This window comes from Nesterenkonia sp. AN1 (assembly GCF_000582475.1).
Taxonomy (GTDB): domain Bacteria; phylum Actinomycetota; class Actinomycetes; order Actinomycetales; family Micrococcaceae; genus Nesterenkonia; species Nesterenkonia aurantiaca.
This window is the reverse complement of sequence record NZ_JEMO01000005.1, coordinates 89,381-110,053: the sequence shown is the minus strand read 5'-3', so window position 1 is coordinate 110,053 and position 20,673 is coordinate 89,381. Positions and strand designations below refer to the sequence as shown.

Below are 20,673 nucleotides of genomic sequence, written 5' to 3'. Positions count from 1 at the left end.
CAGGGAGAGGTCTTCGCTGAGGTGCGAAGCGGGTTGGACTCAGGCGTCGTAGTCGACCACGAGCTGCTTGGAGGTCGGCCGGGTCTGACAGGTCAGGATGTATCCGGCCTTGACCTCGTCGGCCTCCAGCGCGAAGTTCTCCTCCATCTCGAAGTCTCCGGAGACCACCTTCGCGCGGCAGGTGCCGCAGACCCCTCCGGCGCAGGCGAAGGGCACGTCGGGTCGGGCGCGCAGCGCGGCGTTGAGCACGGTCTCTCCCGAGCCCGCCGGGGAGGCGACCGCTCCGGTGAGCCCGTCGAGGGTGAACTCGATCGCGATGTTGTCACCCTTCGGGTCGGCCTCGACCTTGCGGCCCTGCTGGCCCTCGGGGCGGTCCGGGCGTCCGGTGGTGAAGAGCTCGAACCGGATCTTGTCCTCCTCCACCCCCCGGGCGGCCAAAGAGTCCCGGGCCATCTGGACCAGCTCGAAGGGTCCGCAGAGGAACCACTCGTCGGTGTCTGGGACACGCAGGACCTTGTCCAGCAGGTCGCTGAGCTTCTCCTCGTCGATCCGGCCGGTGAGCAGCGGGTTGATCCGCTGCTCGCGGCTGAGCACATGATGGACCGCCAGTCGCGCGGGGTAGCGGTCCTTGAGGTCACCGAGCTCCTCGGCGAACATGACATCTCCGGCGGAGCGGTTGGCGTAGATCAGGTCGAAGGTGGAGTCCTTCGAGGCGGCCAGCACCGATCGGGCGATGGCCATGATCGGGGTGATCCCGGAACCGGCGGCGAAGGCGACCAGGTGCACATCGGAGCGCAGCGCCACGGCCTCCTCGGCGAGCTTGGCCGGGTTGTTCATCGAGGTGATCGCGGTCTTGGAGACGAACGCCCCGGAGGGGTTCATCACCTCCATCTGATCCCCTGGCTTGAGCGACTCATTGGCCCAGTTCGAGAACACACCGCCGATGTCGCGCTTGATCGCCACCCGGATCTCACCGGGTGTCGGCTCGGTGCAGATCGAGTAGGAGCGGCGGATCTCCTGGCCGTCGAGCTCGGTGCGCAGCGCCACGTATTGACCCGGCGCGTAGTCGAAGTCCTCGTGAAGCTCCGGGGGCACCGCGAAGGTGACCTCTACGGAGTCTGCGGTGAGCGGGCGCACCTCGGAGACGGTGAGCGTGGAGAAGGTCGCCCGGCGGCGGGTGGTCGTCGACATCAGTGCACCTTGAAGTGGTCAAAGGGCTCCAGGCAGGCCCGGCACTGGTACAGCGCCTTGCATGCGGTGGAGCCGAAGCGGGTCATCTCACGAGTATCGGGGGAGTCACACCGTGGGCACTTCACGCTCAGGCCCACGCGGACCGGCCCCAGGGCTGCCTTGCCGGTGGGTGGGGCGATGCCGTATTCACGCAGCTTCGTCTTGCCCTCCTCGGTCATCCAGTCGGTGGTCCATGCCGGGTGCAGCACGGTCTCGATGCGCACCTTTTCGTGTCCGGCATGACGCAGCGCCGCTGTGACATCGGCGTTGATCGTGTCCATGGCCGGGCAGCCGGAGTAGGTCGGGGTGATCACGACGACGGCGGTGCCGTCCTGCTCCACCCGGGCCTCGCGCAGGATCCCCAGATCGGCGATGCTGAGCACCGGGATCTCTGGATCATTGACGCTCGCGGCGACCTCCCAGACCGAGGCGCCGGGGGGCAGGGTCACAACTTCGGGTCCCATCACTGCCATGAGTGCTCCTCTCACCAGGTGGCTCCGGGGTGCTGGCGGGCCAGCACCTGCATCTCGGCCAGAATCAGTCCGCGCTGTTCGGAGTGCCGCCCGGAGCGGTCGGCTCCGTGGGCGCCGGACATGTCGGGGATGCTCAGCCCTGCCTGCTCGATGACCTGGTGGAGCCGGGTCAGCGTGGGTTCACGCAGGGTGGAGGGCAGTACCGCGATATCCCCGAGCTCGGTGATCGGCTCCACGTCGGTGAAGAGCTCTTCGACGTAGGACCAGACCGAGTCCAGGCCGGCCTGGACGCGTCGGGCGGACTCCTGAGTGCCCAGGCCCAGCCGCAGCATCCACTGGGCGGCGTGATCCTGGTGGTAGTCCACTTCCTTCAGCGCCTTCTCGGCGATGGCCGCGAGGGTGGTGTCGGTGGAGTGCACCAGCCGGCTGTAGAGCTCGTGCTGGTAGAAGCTGAAGATCAGCTGACGCGCGATGGTCTTGCCGAAGTCCCCGTTCTCCTGCTCCACCAGGCGGCAGGAGCGGAAGTCCTCTTCGGGGCGGAAGTACGCGAGGTCATCCTCGGACTTGTCCCAGGCGGTGCCGGCGTAGGTGAGCAGGAACCGGGCGTGACCGAGCAGGTCCAATGCGATGTTCGCCAGGGCGACATCTTCCTCCAGCTCAGGGGCCCGGGACACCCAGGCGCCCAGACGCTGGGAGAGGATCAGCGCGTCGTCGCCCAGCAGCAGCGCGTACCGTGCGGTGGCGTCCTCGGCCTTGGCGCCGGAGGCGGCGATCTCCTCGGCGGTGATCGCCTCGCCCTGGGACTGGCGGGTGGCGGAGTCATGCGATGCGAAGCTCACAGGTGCTTCACCCCTTCGGACTGGGTGTAATACGTGGCATGGCGGTAGCTCTTGCCCTGGGCAGATTCGAAGTAGGCGCCCTTGGAGTCGGGGTCCGAGGCCATGATCGCCGCGGCCGGCACCACCCACACCGAAGTCCCCTCATTGCGCCGGGTGTAGAGGTCCCGGGCGTTGCGGATCGCCATGGTGGCATCCGGGGCGTGCAGCGAGCCCGCGTGCACATGGGAGAGCCCGCGCGAGGACCGGATGAAGACCTCCCAGAGGGGCCAGGAGCTTGAATCTGCGCTGGAGGTCATGGCCTCGCCTTTCTAGCGGTGATGTCGGGGGAGTGCAGCTGCACCGGGAGCGCAGCGGGTGAGGCTCAGGCGCCGATCAGGGCGGCCTGGTCGTGGTCCTCGTTGCGGGACGCCCGGTTCGCATACGCGACCGCCGCCTCGCGGACCCAGGCGCCCTCGTCGCGCGCCTTGCGGTAGTGCTCCAGGCGCTGCCGGCTCAGCGGGCCGTTGCCCTTGATGACGGCGAAGAACTCGTCCCAGTCCAGGTCGCCGAAGTCGTAGTGGCCGCGCTCCTCGTTCCACTTCAACTCGGGATCCGGCAGGGTCAGACCCAGGGCTTCGACCTGAGGGACCAGCATGTCCACGAAGCGCTGGCGCAGCTCGTCGTTGGTGAAGCGCTTGATCTTCCACTCCATGGACTGCTGGGAGTTCGGCGAGTCCCCGTCCGGGGGGCCGAACATCTGCAGCGCCGGCCCATAGAAGCGGTCCACGGCCTCCTGAGCCATCTGGTGCTGGGCCTGCGTGCCGTGGGAGAGCGAGTGGAGGATCTCCCAGCCCTGGCGCTGATGGAAGGACTCCTCCTTGCAGATGCGCACCATGGCGCGGCCATAGGGCCCATAGGAGGCGCGGCAGAGCGGCACCTGGTTCACGATCGCGGCGCCGTCGACCAGCCAGCCGATCGCACCGATATCGGCCCAGGTCCGGGCCGGGTAGTTGAAGATCGAGGAGTACTTGGCCTTGCCGGTGTAGAGCTGGTCATACATCTCTTCGCGGGGGCGGCCGAGGGTCTCCGCGGCGGAGTAGAGGTAGAGACCGTGGCCGGCCTCGTCCTGGACCTTGGCCATCAGGATGGCCTTGCGCTTGAGGCTGGGGGCGCGGGAGATCCAGTTGCCCTCAGGCTGCATGCCGATGATCTCGGAGTGCGCGTGCTGGGAGACCTGCCGCACCAGTGACTTCCGATACGACTCGGGCATCCAGTCCCGCGGTTCGACGCGGGAGTCCTCGGCGATGATCTCCTCGAAGCGGTTCTGCCCGGCCTCTGCCTCGGCGAGCGCCGCTGCGGCGTCGCCCTCGTCGGCGAGGTGCAGGGGAGCGTGCTGGTGGTTCTGGGGTGACATGGTCATCCTCTATTCCGTCGCATTATTTACCGACCGTTCGTTCAGTATAGCACCAAGGGTGTGACGGTCAACACGCGGGGTAGCAGAAGGCGAGACGGCTGGATGGGGAGGCCTCTCGAGCCGGGCGACTACCAGTGCTGACGCGCCGAGCGAGAGGTCTCCCGTTCGATGACCCTGTGCCGCGCCTGCGCGTCGACGAGGTCCCGGGCTGGTTCGCCGAGTGTGCGGATCCGCGGATTGAACCGGGCGGCTGCCGCGCCGATGCCCAGGGCAGGCGTCAGGGTCAGGCAGCTGCTGTCAGACCCTGTTTCAGCCCTCCTCGAGCGCCTCCATCTGCTCCTGGATTCGGCCCAGGACGCGGCGTGGGGCCGGGTGGAGCCTGCGCTCGCTCAGCTCGTCCATCAAGGCGATGAACTGGTCTTCCAGGAGTGAGAGATCGGCAAACCTGGCCTGCACGGGGCGCAGGACCGAGATCATCTCCTCGATCAGCGAGTGGATCTCGGTGTCAGTCGTGTCGGCGTCCAGGGCGGCGAAGCGCGCCGTGAGCGGGGCGATCATCCGGGCATTCAGCGCCGCGAACCCCTCGGTGAACACCGCGTGGTCGCGATCGCCCAAGAGGCGTCCCAACGGGACTGACTCCTCAGGCGCTGGTGGGTGGAGCCGCGAGCTGGTACTTGAAACCGCGGTGCGAGGCCACGAACCCCAGGCGCTCGTAGAAGCGGTGCGCATCGCCCCGAGCGTCGTCAGAGGTCAGCTGCACCAGCGAGGCACCGGTGGCCGGGGCGGCCACATCGACCACCCATGTCATCATCGCCGATCCTATTCCGCTCGATCGTTGGGCGCTGGAGACCCTGACCGCCTCGATCAGCAGCCGTGTGGAGCCGCGACGGGTCAGGCCGGGGATCCGGGTGAGCTGCATCGTGGCCATCGGGTCGCCGGATCCGCTGATCACCAGCAGCATCTCGTTGGACGGATCTTTGATCAGGTCCGTGAGTGCTGCGTCGTAGCGATCGACGTCCGCCGCCGCGGCCTGGTCGCCGCGCCCGGCGCTGATCGGGTCATCGGCGAGCAGCCGCATCAGGGTGTCGAGGTCCTCGTGCTGCGCGCGCCGCAGGGTCAGATCGCCGATTCGGGTCGGCAAGGTCGCGGGGAGTTCGAGTGATGCGATCATGCCTGCAGATTCGCACGCGGCCGGACGTGGGGCAAGGCGTGTGGGAGCGCCGGGTCAGCCAGCGGCGCCGTCGGCGGGACGACGCCGGATCCGGATCGGCCCCCGTGCCGTGGTCGGATCGACGACGTCGCCGCGCTGGGTGATGTCGACGACGCCGGCGGCCACCAGGCGTCGAGCCGCTGCCCGTGCCGCGTCCATCTGACTCCGCCACTGCTGGCCGGCCACCGCGCGCGCCGCCTCGGAGGGGCAGATCGTCGCGGCCTCGGCGCGCTGCGCGAGCAGCTCGAGGATCACGCGCTCCATGTCACGGTCGGAGGCTGCGCGCGGTGATTCGTCCATGGCTACAGTGTCCACCACTCGCGGACGGGAGGAGGGCCGCCGGAGCCGGTCCTGGCCCCGAAACCACAGGGCGCAGTCCGGCTCAGCGGAAGGCGGAGTGTCCGGTGAGGTGCTGGCCGAGGATCAGGCTGTGCACCTCATCGGTGCCCTCGTAGGTGCGCACGGACTCGAGATTGTTGGCATGGCGCAGCGGCGAGTAGTCGAGGGTGACGCCGTTGCCACCGAGCATCGTGCGCGCTTCTCTGCACACGTCGATCGCGATCCTGCAGTTGTTCAACTTGCCCGCGGAGATCATGTGGTTCTCCAAGCGATTCTGATCCTTGAGGCGGCCGATGCGCAGCGCCAACAGCTGCCCCTTCTGGATCTCCAGGGCCATGTTCACGAGTTTTGCCTGGGAGAGCTGGTACGCCGCAAGCGGCTTGTCGAACTGAACTCGGTGCTGGGAATACTCCAGGGCGGCATTGAAGCTGTCCCGCGCTGCCCCCAGGGCTCCCCAGATGATGCCGTAGCGGGCCTCGTTGAGGCATGAGAAGGGGCCTCGGAGTCCCGGGTTCTCGGGAAGGATGGCATCGGCCGGAAGACGGACGTCCTCCATGGTGATGTCGCACTGGATGGAGGCGCGCATCGACAGCTTCTGCTCGATGGGAGTAGCGGTGAAACCGGGAGTGTCGGTGGGAACGAGGAAGCCGCGGACCCGACTGCGCCCGCTCTCGTCGACGACCTTCGCCCAGATCACGGCCACCTGGGCGATCGAGGCGAGACCGATCCAGCGCTTGACGCCCTGGAGGACCCACTGGTCGCCCTCGCGCACTGCGGTGGTCGCCATGGTTGACGGGTCCGAGCCCGCGGTGGGCTCGGTCAGTCCGAAGCACCCGATGATCTCACCGGCGGCCATGCCTGGCAGGTAACGCTGCTTCTGCTCCTCGGAGCCATGCTTGGCGATCGCGGACATCGCCAGCGAGCCTTGGACCGAGACGAATGTGCGCAGGCCAGAATCTCCGGCCTCGAGTTCTTGCATGGCGATGCCGTACTGCACTGCGGACTTTCCGGCGCACCCATAACCCTTGATATGCATGCCGAGCAGACCAAGCGTGGCCATCTCAGCGATGATCTCCTGCGGGAAGTGTGCATCCGCGTACCACGCGGCGATGTTCGGACGGATGCGTCTGTCCACGAACTCGCGAACCATTCCCTGGGTCTCACGCTCCTCGGAACTGAAGTCTGCTTCGACATCGAGCAGATCTGCTGCGGCTGGGTTCATGGAGCGCTCCTTGAAGACGGGATGTGCAGAGGTCTTTTCCTAGGATTGCGCACTTGTGATCCGGATAACACCTCGAAGCGGATAATTGCGATACAGGTATCAATCAACCCTTCATTAGGTATTTGAACTTTATCAGTGGCCGTGGAAGTGTGATCTGCACGACATTTTTCCCACACATTGGAGACTTCCGTGCCGCATCAGCTCCCCGCCAACACTTCGGCGCGAGTACGTGTCCAGCGTGCTGGTGCCGTGGCGATCGTGGTGCTCGAGGATCCTCCCCGCCGAAACGTGCTCGGATCCCGGATGCGCACCGAACTGCGCGCCGAGCTGGCGGAGCTCGCCGAAGATCCGAGAGTGCGGGCCGTGGTGTTGACCGGCTCAGGAGAATGCTTCAGCAGCGGTGGTGACCTGGCAGCGATGCCGCCCACGGATCCAGCCGAGGGTGCCGCCCGCATGGAAGATCTCGCGGTTCTCGTCCGTCGGCTGGCAACGCTCGACAAACCGGTCGTCGCCGCGGTGAGCGGTCCCGCGGCGGGTGTGGCGGTGGGCCTGGTGTGTTGCTGCGACGTCGTCGTGATCGGCACCAGTGCGCGATTCTTGTTCCCGTTCACCCGGTTGGGCCTGATCGCCGACGGCGGGCTGATCCACTCGCTGGTCCGAAGAGTGGGCGCCGCACGTGCGCAGAAGATTCTGCTCGAGGCAGTGCCCATCGCTGGGACCGAGGCACTCGCCACAGGTCTTGCCGATCACCTGGTGACGGACCAGGACGTGCTGCCCGCCGCGATGGCCCGCGCCGAGGAACTCGCGAGCAGGGCGCCGCTGGCCGTCGCTGCGGTCAAGCGCGGGATCCGCGAAGCCTCCAGCACCTACGAGGAGGCCCTCCTCTTCGAGCGGGAGCACCAGCCCGCCCTGTTCGAGACCTCTGACTTTATGGAAGGCAAAAAGGCCCTTCTCCAGAAGAGGGCTCCTTCCTTCTCCGGGCGCTGAGCGCCGACCTCTGTAGATCGAAAGGCCACGATGAAGACAGCGAAGATCCGTGCAACTGCCTTGAGCGCCGTCGCACTGCTCGCCCTTACCGGCTGTGCCAGCGGCGACGCCAGCGCGGGTGCGGACTCCGACGCACTGCCGGAGCAATCGGTGTGGTCCACCTACAACGTGGGCACCGGCACCTATAACGACCTTGCCGCTATCGCGAACACCCTGACCAACGAAGAGGGGCTTCAGGTGCGGCTGATGACCTCGGACACCGGCATCGGCCGCCTGGCCCCGCTGGTGAACGGCACCGCAGACTATGCCCGGGCCGGCGACGAGTACTTCTACGCCTTCGAGGGCGACTATGAGTATGCCAACGAGCAGTGGGGGCCCCAGGACGTGAGTCTGGTGTGGGCTCCCCTCGGCTACTACGGCCTGTTGGTCCGCGCGGACAGCGGCATCGACTCCTTCGAGGACCTGGAGGGCACACAGTTCCCTGACCTGACCGCGAGCACCTCCATCAACAACAAGATGGAGGGGTTCCTCAACTATGGCGGCCTCACCGGTGAGGATGTCCAGAAAGTTCCCATCTCCTACGCCGAGCAGCTCGATGCTCTCCAGGCGGGTCGGATCGATTCCCTCTACCAGAACGTCGTCGGCTCCAACATCGAGGAGCTCGCCTCCACGACCGATGTGAAATGGCTGACCTTCGACGACCCAGACCCGGGCCGCTACGAGACCTGGGACGAGCTCATGCCCATGGTGAACGTCGGTGAGGTGACCGACGTCCCGGGTGTGGAGGAGGGCGAGAGCGCCCAGGTCCTGGAGTACACGATTCCGATCACCACGATGGGGGACCGAGACACCGAGGAGGTCTACCTCCTCGTGAAATCGATGGTCGAGAACTATGAGCACTACGAGGACACCACGCCGGACACCCAGCAGTTCTCCCTCGACGCGGTCCTCAAAGAACCTCTGGTGGTCCCGTTCCACGCCGGCACCGTCCGCTTCTTCAAGGAGCGCGGAGTGTGGACGGAGGAGCTCGAGGAGAAGAACAACGAACTGATCGAGCGTGGCGAGCGGATGCGGGAAGCCTGGCCCACCGTCCTGGAGTCCTCTTCCGAGCAGGACCTCGAAGAGAACTGGACCGAATGGAAGGCCGAGAACTTGGGAAACGAGAGGACCAGCGATGAGAACTGAGAACCGAGTGACGCCGTTCTGGCGGATGGTCGTGATCGTGCTGACGGTCCTGGGCGTGCTGCTCGCCATGAACCAGGTCTTCTTCTGGAACGTGGGCGGACTGGCTCTGCTGAGGAACTCGTACCTCTATCTGATCCTGGGCGTGTTCCTCCCGGTGGTGTTCATCGTCAATCCGCTGCGCAAGATCCCGCTCGCTCAGGCGGCGGAGCAGCGGGAGGACGGATCTGGCGACGACCTCGCTCCCGAGGAACGCCCAGTGCAGGCTTTCGATGTGCTGCTGATGGTGGTTGCGGCGAGCGTCTGCGGCTATTTCGCCGTCAACGGGACCCGTATCCACGACTTCGGCTGGGAGTACATGGCGCCCACCGCCGCGACAGTCGCCGCGTTCCTGCTGTGGATCGTGGTGCTCGAAGCGCTGCGCCGGACCGGTGGAATGATCGTCACGGTGATCGCCCTGCTGTTCTCACTGTATCCACTGGTGGCGGGGGATCTTCCTATCGGAGTCCTTCAGGGTGTCAGCTACGACCTCAAGACCCTGGCACAGGTGCACACCATGGGAGCCGAGAGCCTGCTGGGCCTGCCCATCCAGACTGCGGCAACCATCCTGGTCGGTTTTCTGGTCTTCGGGGTGGCCCTGCAGCACACTGGCGGTGCCGACTTCTTCCACAGACTTTCGATGTCGATCTTCGGCCGCTACAGAGGCGGCGCGGCGAAGGTGTCCGTGGCGAGCAGCGCAGCGATGGGCATGATGAGCGGAAGCGCGGTCTCCAATGTCCTGACCACGGGGCCGATGACCATTCCAGCCATGAAGCGCTCCGGGTTCAGTCCCACCTATGCCGGTGGGGTCGAGGCCACGGCAGCCTCAGGCGGGTCCATCACGCCTCCCATCATGGGTACCGCAGCGTTCCTCATGGTCTCCTTCGTGGGAGTGCCCTACACCGAGATCCTCATCGCCGCGTCCATCCCTGCAGCCCTCTTCTTCCTCGGCATCTACCTGCAGGTCGACGGCTACGCCGCCCGAAAGGGTCTGAAGGGCGTCTCGGTGGCGCTTCTCCCTCGGACCCTCATCACGCTGGTGCAGGGCTGGCCCTACATCATGGCCCTGCTTCTGCTCACCGGGCTGCTCTTCTTCACGAACTCCGAGACCCAGGTGCCGTATTGGGTGATCCTGGTGCTGCTGGTCGTGGCTGTCCTGCGCCCGAGCCAGAAGTTCGGCCTGCGCGAGTTCGCCGACTTCCTTGTGGCCGCCGGTCGGACGCTGGGAAACATCATCGGGATCATCGCCGGCGTCGGCCTGATCGTCGGGGGCCTCACGGCGACGGGGGTGAGCCTCTCCCTCGCCCGCGAGCTGGTGGCAGCGGTCGGCGACAATGTGGTGCTCATCCTCATCGCCGGCGCCGTCACCTGCTTCATCCTCGGCATGGGCATGACGATCTCGGCGGCGTACGTGTTCCTGGCAATCGTGATGGTCCCCGCGGTCATCGAGCTGGGGGTCAACCCGCTCGCTGCCCACCTGTTCGTCATCTACTGGGCGTCCGTCTCCTACATCACCCCGCCCGTAGGTCTCGCCGCCTTCGCCGCGGCAGGAATCGCCAAGGCTTCTCCCATGGGCACCTGCGTGGCGGCCATGAAGCTGGGAGCGGTGAAGTACATCGTTCCGTTCGGATTCGCCCTCAATCCCGCGCTCGTGGCACAAGATTCAGCCGGGCGGGTGCTGCTCGCGTTCGCACTGAGCATCGTAGGCGTCTACGCCCTGGCCTCGGCCATCGAGGGCTGGACGGTCGGCTTCGACCGCCGGATGCCCGTCCTGGGTCGCCTCTTGGGCGCCGTCGGAGGGTTCCTGCTGTTCATGCCAGCGCCGCTCAGCGCCGTCCTGGGACTGGCGCTCGTGGCGGCCAGCCTCCTGCTCGCCTTCCTGATCGTGAAGCCCGGGACCCCCGCCGACGACGGTGCTATCCCCGCCCAGACTCCCGCGCCTGCGACAAGCGTCGCCTGATCGAAAGGACCAGACATGACAGAGACCACCACCACCAGCAGCGCCAGCGGCGCTGCCCCCGGGACAAGCGTCGTCACCACCGAGATCAGAGGCGGTGTTGCTGTTGTGACCGTGAACCGGCCGGAGGTGCGCAATGCCCTGAACTTCGGCGTGCTGGATGGGATCGAGGCCGCGCTCGACTCGCTCGAGCGCAACGGTGACGTCGGTGCCGTCGTGTTCACCGGTCATGGAGAGAAGGCGTTCGTGGCCGGCGCGGACATCAATCAGCTCATCGGCTACACGCTGCGTGACGGGCTCACTGCTCGGATGCAGCGGTTATGGGACCGGATCCAGGAATCTGATCTGCCCACCATTGCGGCGGTCAACGGCTTCGCACTGGGCGGGGGCAACGAATTGGCGATGTCCTGCGACATCCGCGTGGCGGCGCAGAATGCTCAATTCGGCCTGCCTGAGACCAACCTCGGAATCCTTCCCGGCGCCGGAGGCACCCAGCGGCTGTCACGACTTGTCGGCCTGGGCCGGGCGCAGGAGATGATCCTCACCGGCCGCATCATCGACGCGGATGAGGCTCTGCGCATCGGTTGGTGACCAGCGTGGTCCCTGCCGAGGAGCTGATGGACACCGTGCTGTCCACGGCCGAGACGATCCTGGCCAAGGGTCCGCTGGCCGTGCGGCTGGCCAAGCTCGTCGTGCGCGGCGGCGCCGAGACGGACCAGTCCACAGGGCTGCTGCTCGAACGCCTGGCGCAGTCCCTGCTCTACGCCTCCGATGAGAAGGCTGAAGGCGCCACGGCGTTCCTCGAGAAGCGCCGCGCGCGATTCCGCGCCGAGGAGTGACGTCCACAGCCTGATCGATGATCCCGTGACCAACCCGGGACAGTTTCCAAGCACTTCAGCGAAGCATCTCAAGGAGCAGACATGACGCCCGATTCGACCATCGACACCATCGACGACGTCCTCGTCGTCGGAGCTGGGGCCATGGGAACGCAGATCGGGGCGGCCTTCGCCCTGGCCGGCTACACCGTGACCACAGGCGACCTCGCCGCCGAAGCTCTTGACCAGTCGCGGGATGAGGCGCAGCGGCGCCTCCGACGACTGGCCGAGAAGGGGGCCTTCAGCAGCGAGGAGGTCGACTCCGCGCTGGAGCGGATGACGTATACGACGGACTCCCTCGAGGCGGCTCGGACGACCGACTTCGTGCTCGAAGCCGCCGTGGAACGGATCGACATCAAACGAGAGCTGTTCGCCGCTCTCGACGAAGCCGCCCCGGAACATGTGATCCTGGCGACCAACTCCTCGACCATCCCTTCGTCTCTGCTCATGGATGCCACAGCCAGGCCCGACCGGGTGTGCAACATGCACTTCTTCAACCCGGCGCTGGTGATGAACTGCGTCGAGGTGGTGCGCAACCCACAGACCTCGGACGCGACTGTGGAGGCGGCGCTTGGGATGGTGGACCGGCTCGGGAAGCAGCCTGTCCGGTTGAACAAGGAGATCCCGGGGTTCGTCGCCAACCGTCTGCTGGGTGCACTGCGGAACGAGGCTCTGCGGCTGGAGGCCGACGGCGTGGCGAGCTACCAGGACATCGATGTGGCCGCCCGGACAGCCCTGGGCCACCCCATGGGTCCGTTCGAGCTCATGGACCTGGTGGGGATCGACGTGTCGTATCTGATCCGACTCTCCGAGTACGAGCAGAGCGGAGACCCGGCAGATCTGCCGCACCCGTCGGTGCAGAAGCTCTATGAGCAGGGCCGCTATGGACGCAAGAACGGCCGTGGCTGGTATGAGTACACAGGCTGAGCAGCCCCGACGTCGAACAGACATGAGAAGAAGAGGAAGAGAGACGACATGAGTCGATTCGATGACTTGGGTGTTCTGGAGGAGATCTTCGGTCGCCGAGGCACAGGCCCGCTCGCCGGGGTCGTGGTGGCGGATCTCAGCCGCGTGCTTGCAGGGCCCTACGCCACGATGCTCCTCGCCGATATGGGCGCGACCGTCATCAAGGTGGAATCCACCACCGGGGACGACGCCCGCGCATGGGTTCCTCCGCACCGGGACGGGGAGAGCACGTTCTTCCTCTCGGTCAACCGCAACAAGCAATCCATCTCCTTGGACTTCTCGGACCCGGCACAGCTCAAGGTCGTGGAGCGGATCATCGCCCGGGCCGATGTGTTGGTGGAGAACTTCAAGCCCGGCGGACTCAGGCGCTACGGACTCGACTACGAGAGCGTCAGCGCGTGGCGTCCTGATCTCGTCTATGCCTCCATCACCGGTTTCGGCACCGCGGGTGGAGCCGATCTTCCCGGCTACGACCTGCTTGCCCAGGCGCTTTCGGGGATGATGAGCCTCACCGGCAGCGAATCCGGCGAACCCTACCGCGCGGGCGTGGCGCTCTTCGACGTGATCACCGGACTCCACGCGGTCTCCGGCATCCTGGGGGCATTCCATGAGCGTCAGGGTTCCGGGACCGGGCAGCACGTCGAGCTCAACCTGTTGACCTCGGCGCTCTCGGGGCTGGTCAACCAGTCCGCCGCCTACGTGGCCGGCGGCAGCGTCCCGACTCGCATGGGCAACGAGCACCCGAGCCTGTATCCCTATGAGCCGTTCCCCACTCAGGACAAGAACATGGTGATCGCCGTGGGCAACAACGGGCAGTTCACCCGCCTGTGCCAGTGCCTCGGGGCCCCCGAGCTCGCTGTGGATGAGCGCTTCGCCACCGTGGGGGCTCGAAACGCCAACCGCGTGGAGCTGCGTCAGCTCCTGATCGACGGACTCAGCACGCGCAACGCCGCCGACTGGTTCGAACGACTCAAGGCGGCACAGGTGCCCTGCGCGCCGATCCTCGGGGTGGACGAAGGTGTTCATTTCGCCGAAGGCCTCGGCTTGGAGCCGGTGGTCATGGCCGGTTCCGGAGAGCGGAAGATCCCCACGGTCCGACATCCGGTGGACTTCAGCCGAACTCCGGTCGACTACACCCATGCTCCGCCCCGCCTCGATGGCGACCGAGATCGGGTGATGGCGTGGCTTGAGCGCGTCGAGCCTGAAGTGCGGAAAGCCTCATGAGCGCCGTCCACCACGTCGTGCTACCCGTTCGCTGGTCGGATCAGGACCTCAACGGGCACGTCAACAACGCCCGTGTGGTGACCCTGATCGAGGAGGCGCGGATATCTGCGATCACCTCCTGGTTGGGCGAGGACGGCATTCCTGACCCAGCCCGGCCGCGGGTGGTCGTCTCCCTCACCGTCGACTACCTGCGCCCACTGGACCATGGACCGGAGCTGACGGCGCGTGTCTGGGTCGCTGCGATCGGCCGTTCCTCCTACACGGTGGACTACGAGCTGGTCCAGTACGACGAGATCGCGGTCCGTGCTCGGACAGTGCTCGTCCAGACAGACCCCGCCTCAGGACGGTCCGCCCCGCTTCCCGAGCGCCTGAGCCGCACGCTCACCCAGATCCTCACCCCAGAGTCGAAGCCGGTTCCGCCCGGGGCTGAGCCCGGCGCCTCGACCGAACAGCAGTGAACGCACGAACCCACCACCAGGCCGGGTCCACCGACCCGTCGACGAAAGGACCGACCATGACCGCAACCACATCGACCCGGAGCGCACCCGCAGCGGCCACCGGCACCACCACCGACGCCGACTACTTCCGTCTCGACGACGATCTCAGCCCAGAGGAGATCGCCGTCCGAGACAAGGTGCGGTCCTTCGCCGAGCTGCAGGTGCTGCCAGTCATCAACGACTACTGGGAGCGGGCTGAGTTTCCCTGGGAGCTGGTGCCCGGATTGGCAGAGCTAGGCATCATCGGCACCACCATTCAGGGCTACGGCTGCCCTGGAATGAGCAGGAAGGCCGCCGGACTGGTGGCTCGTGAGATGGCCCGCGCCGACGGCAGCATCAATACGTTCATCGGAGTGCACGCCAACCTGTGCATGGGCACCTTGAACATGCTCGGCAGCGAGACGCAGAAGGCGCGCTGGCTGCCGGAGATGGCACAGCTGAAGAAGACCGGTGCGTTCGCGCTGACCGAACCCGACCACGGCTCCGACTCTGTCGCGCTGGAGACCAGCGCCCGCCGCGAGGGTGACACGTGGGTGATCGACGGGCACAAGCGCTGGATCGGCAACGGGGATGCTGCCGACGTCGTCGTCGTGTTCGCACGCAACGTCGAGGACGGGAAGGTCAACGCGTTCGTCGTGGAGAAAGACGAGAACAACGACTACCCCGCCGGATACGCGCCCGAACGCATCACAGGCAAGGTGGGTAAGCGGGCCATCCAGCAGGCTGACATCTTGATCAAGGATCTGCGGGTCCCGGACGAGAACCGACTCACCGGATGCAACTCGTTCAAGGACGTGTCTCGGGTGCTCCAGGCAACCCGCGGAGGCGCCTCCTGGGAAGCGGTGGGCCACGCGATGGCGACCTTCGAGATCGCCGCTGACTACGCGTCCAGACGCAAGCAGTTCGGCAACGTCATCGGGGGCTATCAGCTCGTGCAGTCCCGGCTGGCCAACATGCTCAGCGAACTCACCACGATGCAGCTGTTGTGCAACCGGATGGCCGAGCTTGCCGACCGCGGTCAGCTGACCAATGCGCAGGCCTCGATGGTGAAGATGGCGACTGCTCAGAAGGGAAAGTGGATCTGCAACGAGGCCCGGGATCTGCTCGCCGGCAACGGTCTCCTGCTGGAGAATCACGTGGCCCGGCACATGACCGATATGGAGGTCGTCTCCACCTATGAAGGTACCGACGCCATCCAGTCCCTGCTCGTAGGACGAGACATCACCGGGATCTCCGCCTTCAAGTGAAAAGCCCAGACAACCTGACCTCACGACAGATGGGAAGAGACAGTGACGGAAGCATTCTTGGTCGGCGGTTCCCGCACCCCGACGGGCAACTACGGCGGCGCGCTGGCCAGCGTCCGCCCGGACGACCTGGCCGCCCTGGTGATCCAGCACACGGTGGCTGAGGCGGGCATCGACCCTCACGACGTCGACGAGGTCATCCTCGGCTGTGCCAACGGTGCCGGGGAAGACAACCGCAACGTCGCCCGCATGGCCTGGCTGCTGGCAGGCTTCCCCGACACCGTTCCGGGGATCACCGTCAACCGGCTGTGCGCCTCCAGCCTGTCGGCGATCATCACGGCCTCACACATGATCAAGTCCGGGGCGGCTGACCTTGTCATCGCTGGTGGTGTCGAGTCCATGTCCCGTGCCCCATGGGTCATCGAGAAGCCGACCGCAGCCTTCGCAAAGCCCGGGGAGGTCTTCGACACCTCAATCGGCTGGAGGTTCACAAATCCAGAGTTCAAGAAGATCGACAAGTTGACCTACTCGATGCCCGAGACCGCCGAGGAGGTCGCGGTCGTGGACGGCATCACCCGGGAGGATGCAGACGCGTTCGCCGTCGCCTCCCACGAGCGCGCCATCGCCGCGAGCGACGCCGGTCGCTTCACGCAGGAGATCGTTCCCGTCACCGTGAAGGGTCGCAAGGGCGCCGAGACGGTCGTAGTCGCCGATGAGGGACCCCGCGCGGGCACCACCCCCCGAGGTCCTCGCGCGTCTGCGTCCCGTGGTCAAGACCGACGGGATCGTCACGGCCGGGAACTCTTCCTCCCTCAATGACGGCGCCTCGGCGATACTGGTCGCCTCGGAGCGGGCCATCAAGAAGTATGGCCTTGCCGCTCGAGCGCGGATCGTGGACGGCGCCTCGGCCGGGGTGGCCCCTCATCTCATGGGACTCGGACCGGTTCCGGCCACCAACAAGGTGCTCGAGCGCAGCGGCTACTCCATCGACGACCTCGGCGCCGTCGAACTGAACGAGGCCTTTGCCACCCAGTCATTGGCCTGCATCAGGCGCCTCGGGCTCGATGCCGGGACCGTGAACAACGACGGCGGCGCAATCGCCCTCGGTCACGCCCTGGGCTCGTCAGGGTCCAGGATCACCACCACTCTGCTGGGGCGCATGGAGCGTGAATCCGCAACGATGGGCCTGGTCACGATGTGTGTCGGCGTCGGCCAGGGCACGGCGATGCTCGTGGAAAAGACCTGATGAGCGCTGCGGTCCCATCAGCGGTCGGAGTTCTCGGGGGAGGCCGCATGGGGGCAGGGATCGCCCACTCCTTCCTGCTCGCCGGCGCTCGGGTGACGATCGTCGAACGAGACCTGGAGTCTGCACGAGCGGCCAAGGAGCGAGTCGAGCGGGACATCTCGAGATCGCTTGAGCGAGGCTCGGTGGAGGGGGGTTTCCAGGAACTGGCCGGACGCCTCAGGACGAGCGTGGACCATGCTGATCTTGCGCAGGCGGAGCTGGTTGTTGAAGCCGTCCCAGAATCCTGGGCACTGAAGATCTCTGCCCTGCAGGACGTCGAGCGGCATCTCTCGGGGACGGCCTGGCTGGCCACGAACACATCCTCTCTGTCCGTGGATGACCTCGCTGGGCAGCTATCGAACCCCGAACGGTTCTGCGGCCTCCACTTCTTCAATCCGGTCCCCGCCTCGAAGCTTGTCGAGGTCGTGCTCTCGAAGCACACGCACCAGGAACTCCGCGATCTGTCGGTGCGATGGGTGGAGGGGTTGGGCAAGACTCCGGTGGTGGTTCACGACTCGCCCGGTTTCGCATCCTCGCGTCTTGGACTGGTGATCGCCCTCGAAGCGATTCGGATGGTCGAGGAAGGCGTTGCCTCGCCTGAAAGCATCGATGACGCGATGGTGCTGGGCTACAGGTTCCCGATCGGTCCACTTGCTCTGACCGACGTCGTTGGCCTGGATGTGCGCCTGGGAATCGCGGAGTACCTCGAGTCCAAGCTGGGGGACCGGTTCACCCCACCGCCGCTCATGCGGGCGATGGTCGCCAGAAATGAACTGGGACGCAAGACCGGCAGAGGCTTCTACAGCTACGGCGAGTAGCCCCGCGAGGAGGCGCCCTCATGATCGCCGCTGCGGCGGACCCACAGACGGGGCTGAGGCGGATTCTGGGTCCAGCGTGTCGGGCGGGGGGAAGACGGACTTGGAGATGTCGACGACGGCACGCAGGCCCGGACTGACGTCGTCGCGTCGCCAGATGAGCCGGACCTCCACTGGTTTCTGCCGGTTTCGCAACGGTCTGTAGACCACGCCACGGGAAGGAACATGGTCGCGCACGCTTGAAAGGGTGAGGGCGATCCCCATCTCCGCGCCGACAAGCACGACGAGAGTCCCGGAGTCCGGTGCCACCTGCACGATTCGCGGCACGAAGCCCGCGTCTACGCCGAGTGCGTTGAGTCGATTCGGCAGGGTTGCCCCCGCGCCGCCAGGAAGGACCAGCCATGACTCATCGACAAGGTCTTCAGCTGCCACGGTGTCCTGACCTGCGAGACGGTGGTTCTCCGGGAGTGCGATCAGCAGCTCTTCCACACCGACGACACGGGAGCTGATCTCGGCGGGCAGGAAGTCCCAGCGGCCAATGACCAGGTCCAGGGAACGGTCCAGAACCTTCTGCAGGCCCAGGTGTGAAAACTCCGAACTGTAGAGCTTCAGAGAGATCCCTGGACGTTGCCTCCGGATCTGACGTGCGAGTTCCCCCACTGCCTGGTTGACTGATGCGCCGGCGAAACCCAGCCGGGCGCCCCCCACCTCACCCTTCTGTGATTTCACGACTACATCCTTGATCCGCTGCGAGAGCATGAGCAGTTCGCGAGCAGGTTGCAGGATCGCTTCACCCTCTGGCGTCAGGGTCACATTTCGAGTGTCACGTTCGAAAAGCTTGGCTCCCAGCTCGGTCTCCAACTGGTGGATGAGCCGACTGAGCGGCGGTTGGGCCATGTGCAGCCGCTTGGCGGCTCGACCGAAGTGCAGCTCCTCCGCGACGGTGAGAAACGCTCGAGCTTTGTGAACCTCCATTCGGCCATGCTAGTCCGCAAGCGAACAGCTGCCATAGTGATTCGTCCGGTCGTCCGTCGTCACTGGTTCTGGCCGCTGCCAGCATCAGTGTGATTGGACTCGGCAAGCGCCTCGCCCATGGCCGTTCCCTGAACCTTCGCCTGCAGGATCGATCCCAGGTCGATGCCGGTGGCTGCTTCGACCCGTTTGAACACCCCGGCCAGTGCCACGGAGGCCTCGCCGTCGAAGTGTTTGGAGGCGCCTGATTCGCCGGAGCCGCCGATCAGTGTCATCGAGCCGATGTTGGCATAGCCGGCGGCGAAGGAGTCCATGAGCTGTGGGAGCACCGCGAGGGCCTCGCGAGCCAGCACGGCCTCCTGGTTCTCGCGCAGTGCTTCTGCCTCGGCGCGGATGGCGGCGGCCTTGGCCTCGCCCTCTTCGCGGATCGCGGTGGCCTCGGCCTCGGAGCGCTTCAGCCGTGCCCGAGCCTCGGACTCGGCGACGAGTGCTTCGGCCTCAGCAGCCTTGGTGCGCTGGTAGGCCTCGGCGTCGGCGCGCTTCTGCTGCTTGTACAGATCCGCATCGGCCACGCGCTTGACCTCGGCGTCGAGCTCGGCCTGCCGGTTCTCGGCTCGCTGGCCGAGCACCTCCTGCCGAGCCTTCTCGCCCGCCAGAGCTTCGGCCTGCTCGGCCTGGGCGCGGGCCTGGCCCACCCGTGAGGTGGCAGCGGCCTTGTTCGAGTCGTATTCCGTCTCCTCGACCAGGTTCTGCTCGCTGTTGAAGATGCGCTCCTTGGCGATCGCGCGCTCGGCGTTGGTCGCAGCGATCTCAGCGGCCTGGCGCTTGGCCTCGATCTCCGGGGCGCCCAGGGATGCGATGTAGCCCGAGTCGTCGGTGATCTCCCGGATCTGGAAGGAGTCCAGCAACAGGCCCTGGGTCAGCAGCTCCGGAGAGATCGACCTTGAGATCTCGTCGGAGAACTTCTGTCGATCCCGCATCAGCTGGATGACGGTCTGCTGGGCCATCAGGCCGCGCAGCGCACCTTCGAGCTGGTCCTGGGTGTACTCGACCACGGCGTCGTCCTGGGAGGCGAAGCGCTCCGAGGCAGCCTTGACGTCTTCGACAGCACTGCCGATCTTGACCAGCGCCACGGCCTCGGCCTTGATCGTCACGTTGTCATGGCTCTGGGCGGTGACCGTCATCAGCACCTGGCGGGAGCGCAGCGAGATGATCTCGTGGCGCTGCCGGATCGGGTTGACCAGGGCGCGGCCGTTGACGATGACCTGTTTGGGACGCGAGCCCGGAACGTCGGATCGCGAGGACTTGCCGGTGACCACCAGCGCTTCATCGGCCCGGGCGACCTTGGTCCATGCCCGCATGATCAGCAGGGTCACGATGCCGATCAGCACTGCTGCGATCAGCAGGCCGATCACCAGGGCGAACGTGCCGCCGGTTGTCAGGATGTCCATTCGTGAATACCTCTATCTGGGGGAGTGGTCGGAGGTCGGCCGCCGGCGGAGCGGTGTCGAAGCAGCGCTGCTCCGCGGGTGATGCGTCGCGCGGGTGCGGCTGAATCTTCAGGACCATCTGCCCGGCGGTGATGAGAAGAGCGAGCATCGACACCGGGAATGGACCCTAGGAAGGCTTGCTGACAAGCCGAGATGAACCGGATGTGATCCCGGGTGTGAGCTGACGCTAACCTGAACAAAACATCGGGGTCAACAGGTTTTGGCACTATGTCGTGGCATGTCTGAGGGGCGGAATGTGCCGGATGAGCGCGGATGCCTGTCAGCTCGCGGATCCGATCCGTTGCCTCACGCACATAAAGTGACGGCCGCGACAGGCCGCGCGAGGCCGCGACGGGGCGCGAGAGGGCGCGCGAGGCCGAGACAGGTGCGGGTGAGGCCGTGACGGGGGCGGGGGAGACCACCGCAGGCGGCGG

19 protein-coding genes and 2 pseudogenes are annotated in these 20,673 nt (G+C 66.0%); 10 read left to right on the top strand and 11 right to left on the bottom strand.

What is annotated here, in order from left to right; genetic code table 11:
* Positions 1–39: 39 nt before the first annotated feature.
* From paaE to BG28_RS03775, 9 genes are all read right to left on the bottom strand, one after another.
* Positions 40–1,191, bottom strand: coding sequence for a 1,2-phenylacetyl-CoA epoxidase subunit PaaE (gene paaE, locus BG28_RS03815; RefSeq protein ID WP_036474357.1), 1,152 nt, complete (start codon positions 1,189–1,191; stop codon positions 40–42).
* Positions 1,191–1,694 (bottom strand): 1,2-phenylacetyl-CoA epoxidase subunit PaaD, encoded by a 504-nt coding sequence (gene paaD, locus BG28_RS03810; RefSeq protein ID WP_036474417.1) that lies wholly within the window; start codon positions 1,692–1,694, stop codon positions 1,191–1,193. Before paaD ends, paaE begins: the two co-directional genes overlap by 1 nt.
* Positions 1,695–1,714: 20 nt before the next feature.
* Entirely contained in the window at positions 1,715–2,542 is an 828-nt protein-coding gene (gene paaC / locus BG28_RS03805) for a 1,2-phenylacetyl-CoA epoxidase subunit PaaC (RefSeq protein WP_036474356.1), read from the bottom strand.
* Entirely contained in the window at positions 2,539–2,838 is a 300-nt protein-coding gene (paaB, locus tag BG28_RS03800) for a 1,2-phenylacetyl-CoA epoxidase subunit PaaB (RefSeq protein ID WP_036474355.1), read from the bottom strand. Before paaB ends, paaC begins: the two co-directional genes overlap by 4 nt.
* A gap of 65 nt (positions 2,839–2,903) precedes the next feature.
* A complete protein-coding gene (gene paaA, locus BG28_RS03795) occupies positions 2,904–3,935 on the bottom strand; it encodes a 1,2-phenylacetyl-CoA epoxidase subunit PaaA (protein WP_084479413.1) in 1,032 nt (343 codons plus the stop codon).
* A 309-nt stretch (positions 3,936–4,244) separates the two neighbouring features.
* The gene (locus tag BG28_RS03790) at positions 4,245–4,562 is read right to left on the bottom strand and encodes a hypothetical protein (protein WP_152539195.1); all 318 of its coding nucleotides are present in this window, start codon (positions 4,560–4,562) and stop codon (positions 4,245–4,247) included.
* Between the two features lie 13 nt (positions 4,563–4,575).
* Entirely contained in the window at positions 4,576–5,106 is a 531-nt protein-coding gene (locus BG28_RS03785) for a GNAT family N-acetyltransferase (protein WP_051500946.1), read from the bottom strand.
* Between the two features lie 54 nt (positions 5,107–5,160).
* On the bottom strand, positions 5,161–5,445 hold the full coding sequence (locus BG28_RS03780) for a DUF3253 domain-containing protein (RefSeq protein WP_036474353.1): 285 nt from the start codon (positions 5,443–5,445) through the stop codon (positions 5,161–5,163).
* A gap of 82 nt (positions 5,446–5,527) precedes the next feature.
* Positions 5,528–6,706 carry an acyl-CoA dehydrogenase family protein gene (locus BG28_RS03775; RefSeq protein WP_036474352.1) on the bottom strand — a complete coding sequence of 393 codons (1,179 nt, stop codon included), beginning with the start codon at positions 6,704–6,706 and terminating at the stop codon, positions 5,528–5,530.
* 189 nt (positions 6,707–6,895) lie between these two features.
* On the opposite strand from BG28_RS03775, the gene BG28_RS03770 reads away from it, so the two are divergent.
* From BG28_RS03770 to BG28_RS03725, 10 genes and pseudogenes are all read left to right on the top strand, one after another.
* Positions 6,896–7,693, top strand: a complete 798-nt coding sequence (locus tag BG28_RS03770) for an enoyl-CoA hydratase/isomerase family protein (protein ID WP_036474350.1) — start codon at positions 6,896–6,898, stop codon at positions 7,691–7,693.
* 60 nt (positions 7,694–7,753) lie between these two features.
* Positions 7,754–8,878, top strand: a complete 1,125-nt coding sequence (locus BG28_RS03765) for a TAXI family TRAP transporter solute-binding subunit (RefSeq protein WP_235180952.1) — start codon at positions 7,754–7,756, stop codon at positions 8,876–8,878.
* Entirely contained in the window at positions 8,868–10,874 is a 2,007-nt protein-coding gene (locus tag BG28_RS03760; RefSeq protein ID WP_084479411.1) for a TRAP transporter fused permease subunit, read from the top strand. The genes BG28_RS03765 and BG28_RS03760 overlap by 11 nt, the downstream gene beginning before the upstream one ends.
* Positions 10,875–10,889: 15 nt before the next feature.
* Positions 10,890–11,710: pseudogene (locus BG28_RS03755) on the top strand (enoyl-CoA hydratase/isomerase family protein).
* An 81-nt stretch (positions 11,711–11,791) separates the two neighbouring features.
* Positions 11,792–12,673 (top strand): 3-hydroxyacyl-CoA dehydrogenase family protein, encoded by an 882-nt coding sequence (locus tag BG28_RS03750; protein ID WP_051500943.1) that lies wholly within the window; start codon positions 11,792–11,794, stop codon positions 12,671–12,673.
* A gap of 48 nt (positions 12,674–12,721) precedes the next feature.
* Entirely contained in the window at positions 12,722–13,936 is a 1,215-nt protein-coding gene (locus tag BG28_RS03745) for a CaiB/BaiF CoA-transferase family protein (RefSeq protein WP_036474346.1), read from the top strand.
* Positions 13,933–14,394, top strand: a complete 462-nt coding sequence (locus BG28_RS03740; RefSeq protein ID WP_084479410.1) for a thioesterase family protein — start codon at positions 13,933–13,935, stop codon at positions 14,392–14,394. Before BG28_RS03745 ends, BG28_RS03740 begins: the two co-directional genes overlap by 4 nt.
* Positions 14,395–14,450: 56 nt before the next feature.
* Positions 14,451–15,680 carry an acyl-CoA dehydrogenase family protein gene (locus tag BG28_RS03735; RefSeq protein WP_036474345.1) on the top strand — a complete coding sequence of 410 codons (1,230 nt, stop codon included), beginning with the start codon at positions 14,451–14,453 and terminating at the stop codon, positions 15,678–15,680.
* A gap of 42 nt (positions 15,681–15,722) precedes the next feature.
* Positions 15,723–16,923, top strand: a pseudogene (locus BG28_RS03730) (acetyl-CoA C-acyltransferase).
* Positions 16,923–17,780: a 3-hydroxyacyl-CoA dehydrogenase family protein gene (locus BG28_RS03725; RefSeq protein ID WP_036474344.1), complete on the top strand. Its 858-nt coding sequence runs from the start codon at positions 16,923–16,925 to the stop codon at positions 17,778–17,780. Before BG28_RS03730 ends, BG28_RS03725 begins: the two are co-directional and overlap by 1 nt.
* An 18-nt stretch (positions 17,781–17,798) precedes the next feature.
* On the opposite strand, the gene BG28_RS03720 is transcribed toward BG28_RS03725, so the two are convergent.
* Together BG28_RS03720 and BG28_RS03715 are read right to left on the bottom strand one after the other, a co-directional pair.
* Positions 17,799–18,752, bottom strand: coding sequence for a LysR family transcriptional regulator (locus BG28_RS03720; RefSeq protein WP_036474343.1), 954 nt, complete (start codon positions 18,750–18,752; stop codon positions 17,799–17,801).
* Between the two features lie 59 nt (positions 18,753–18,811).
* On the bottom strand, positions 18,812–20,200 hold the full coding sequence (locus tag BG28_RS03715; protein WP_036474342.1) for an SPFH domain-containing protein: 1,389 nt from the start codon (positions 20,198–20,200) through the stop codon (positions 18,812–18,814).
* Between the last annotated feature and the right edge of the window lie 473 nt (positions 20,201–20,673).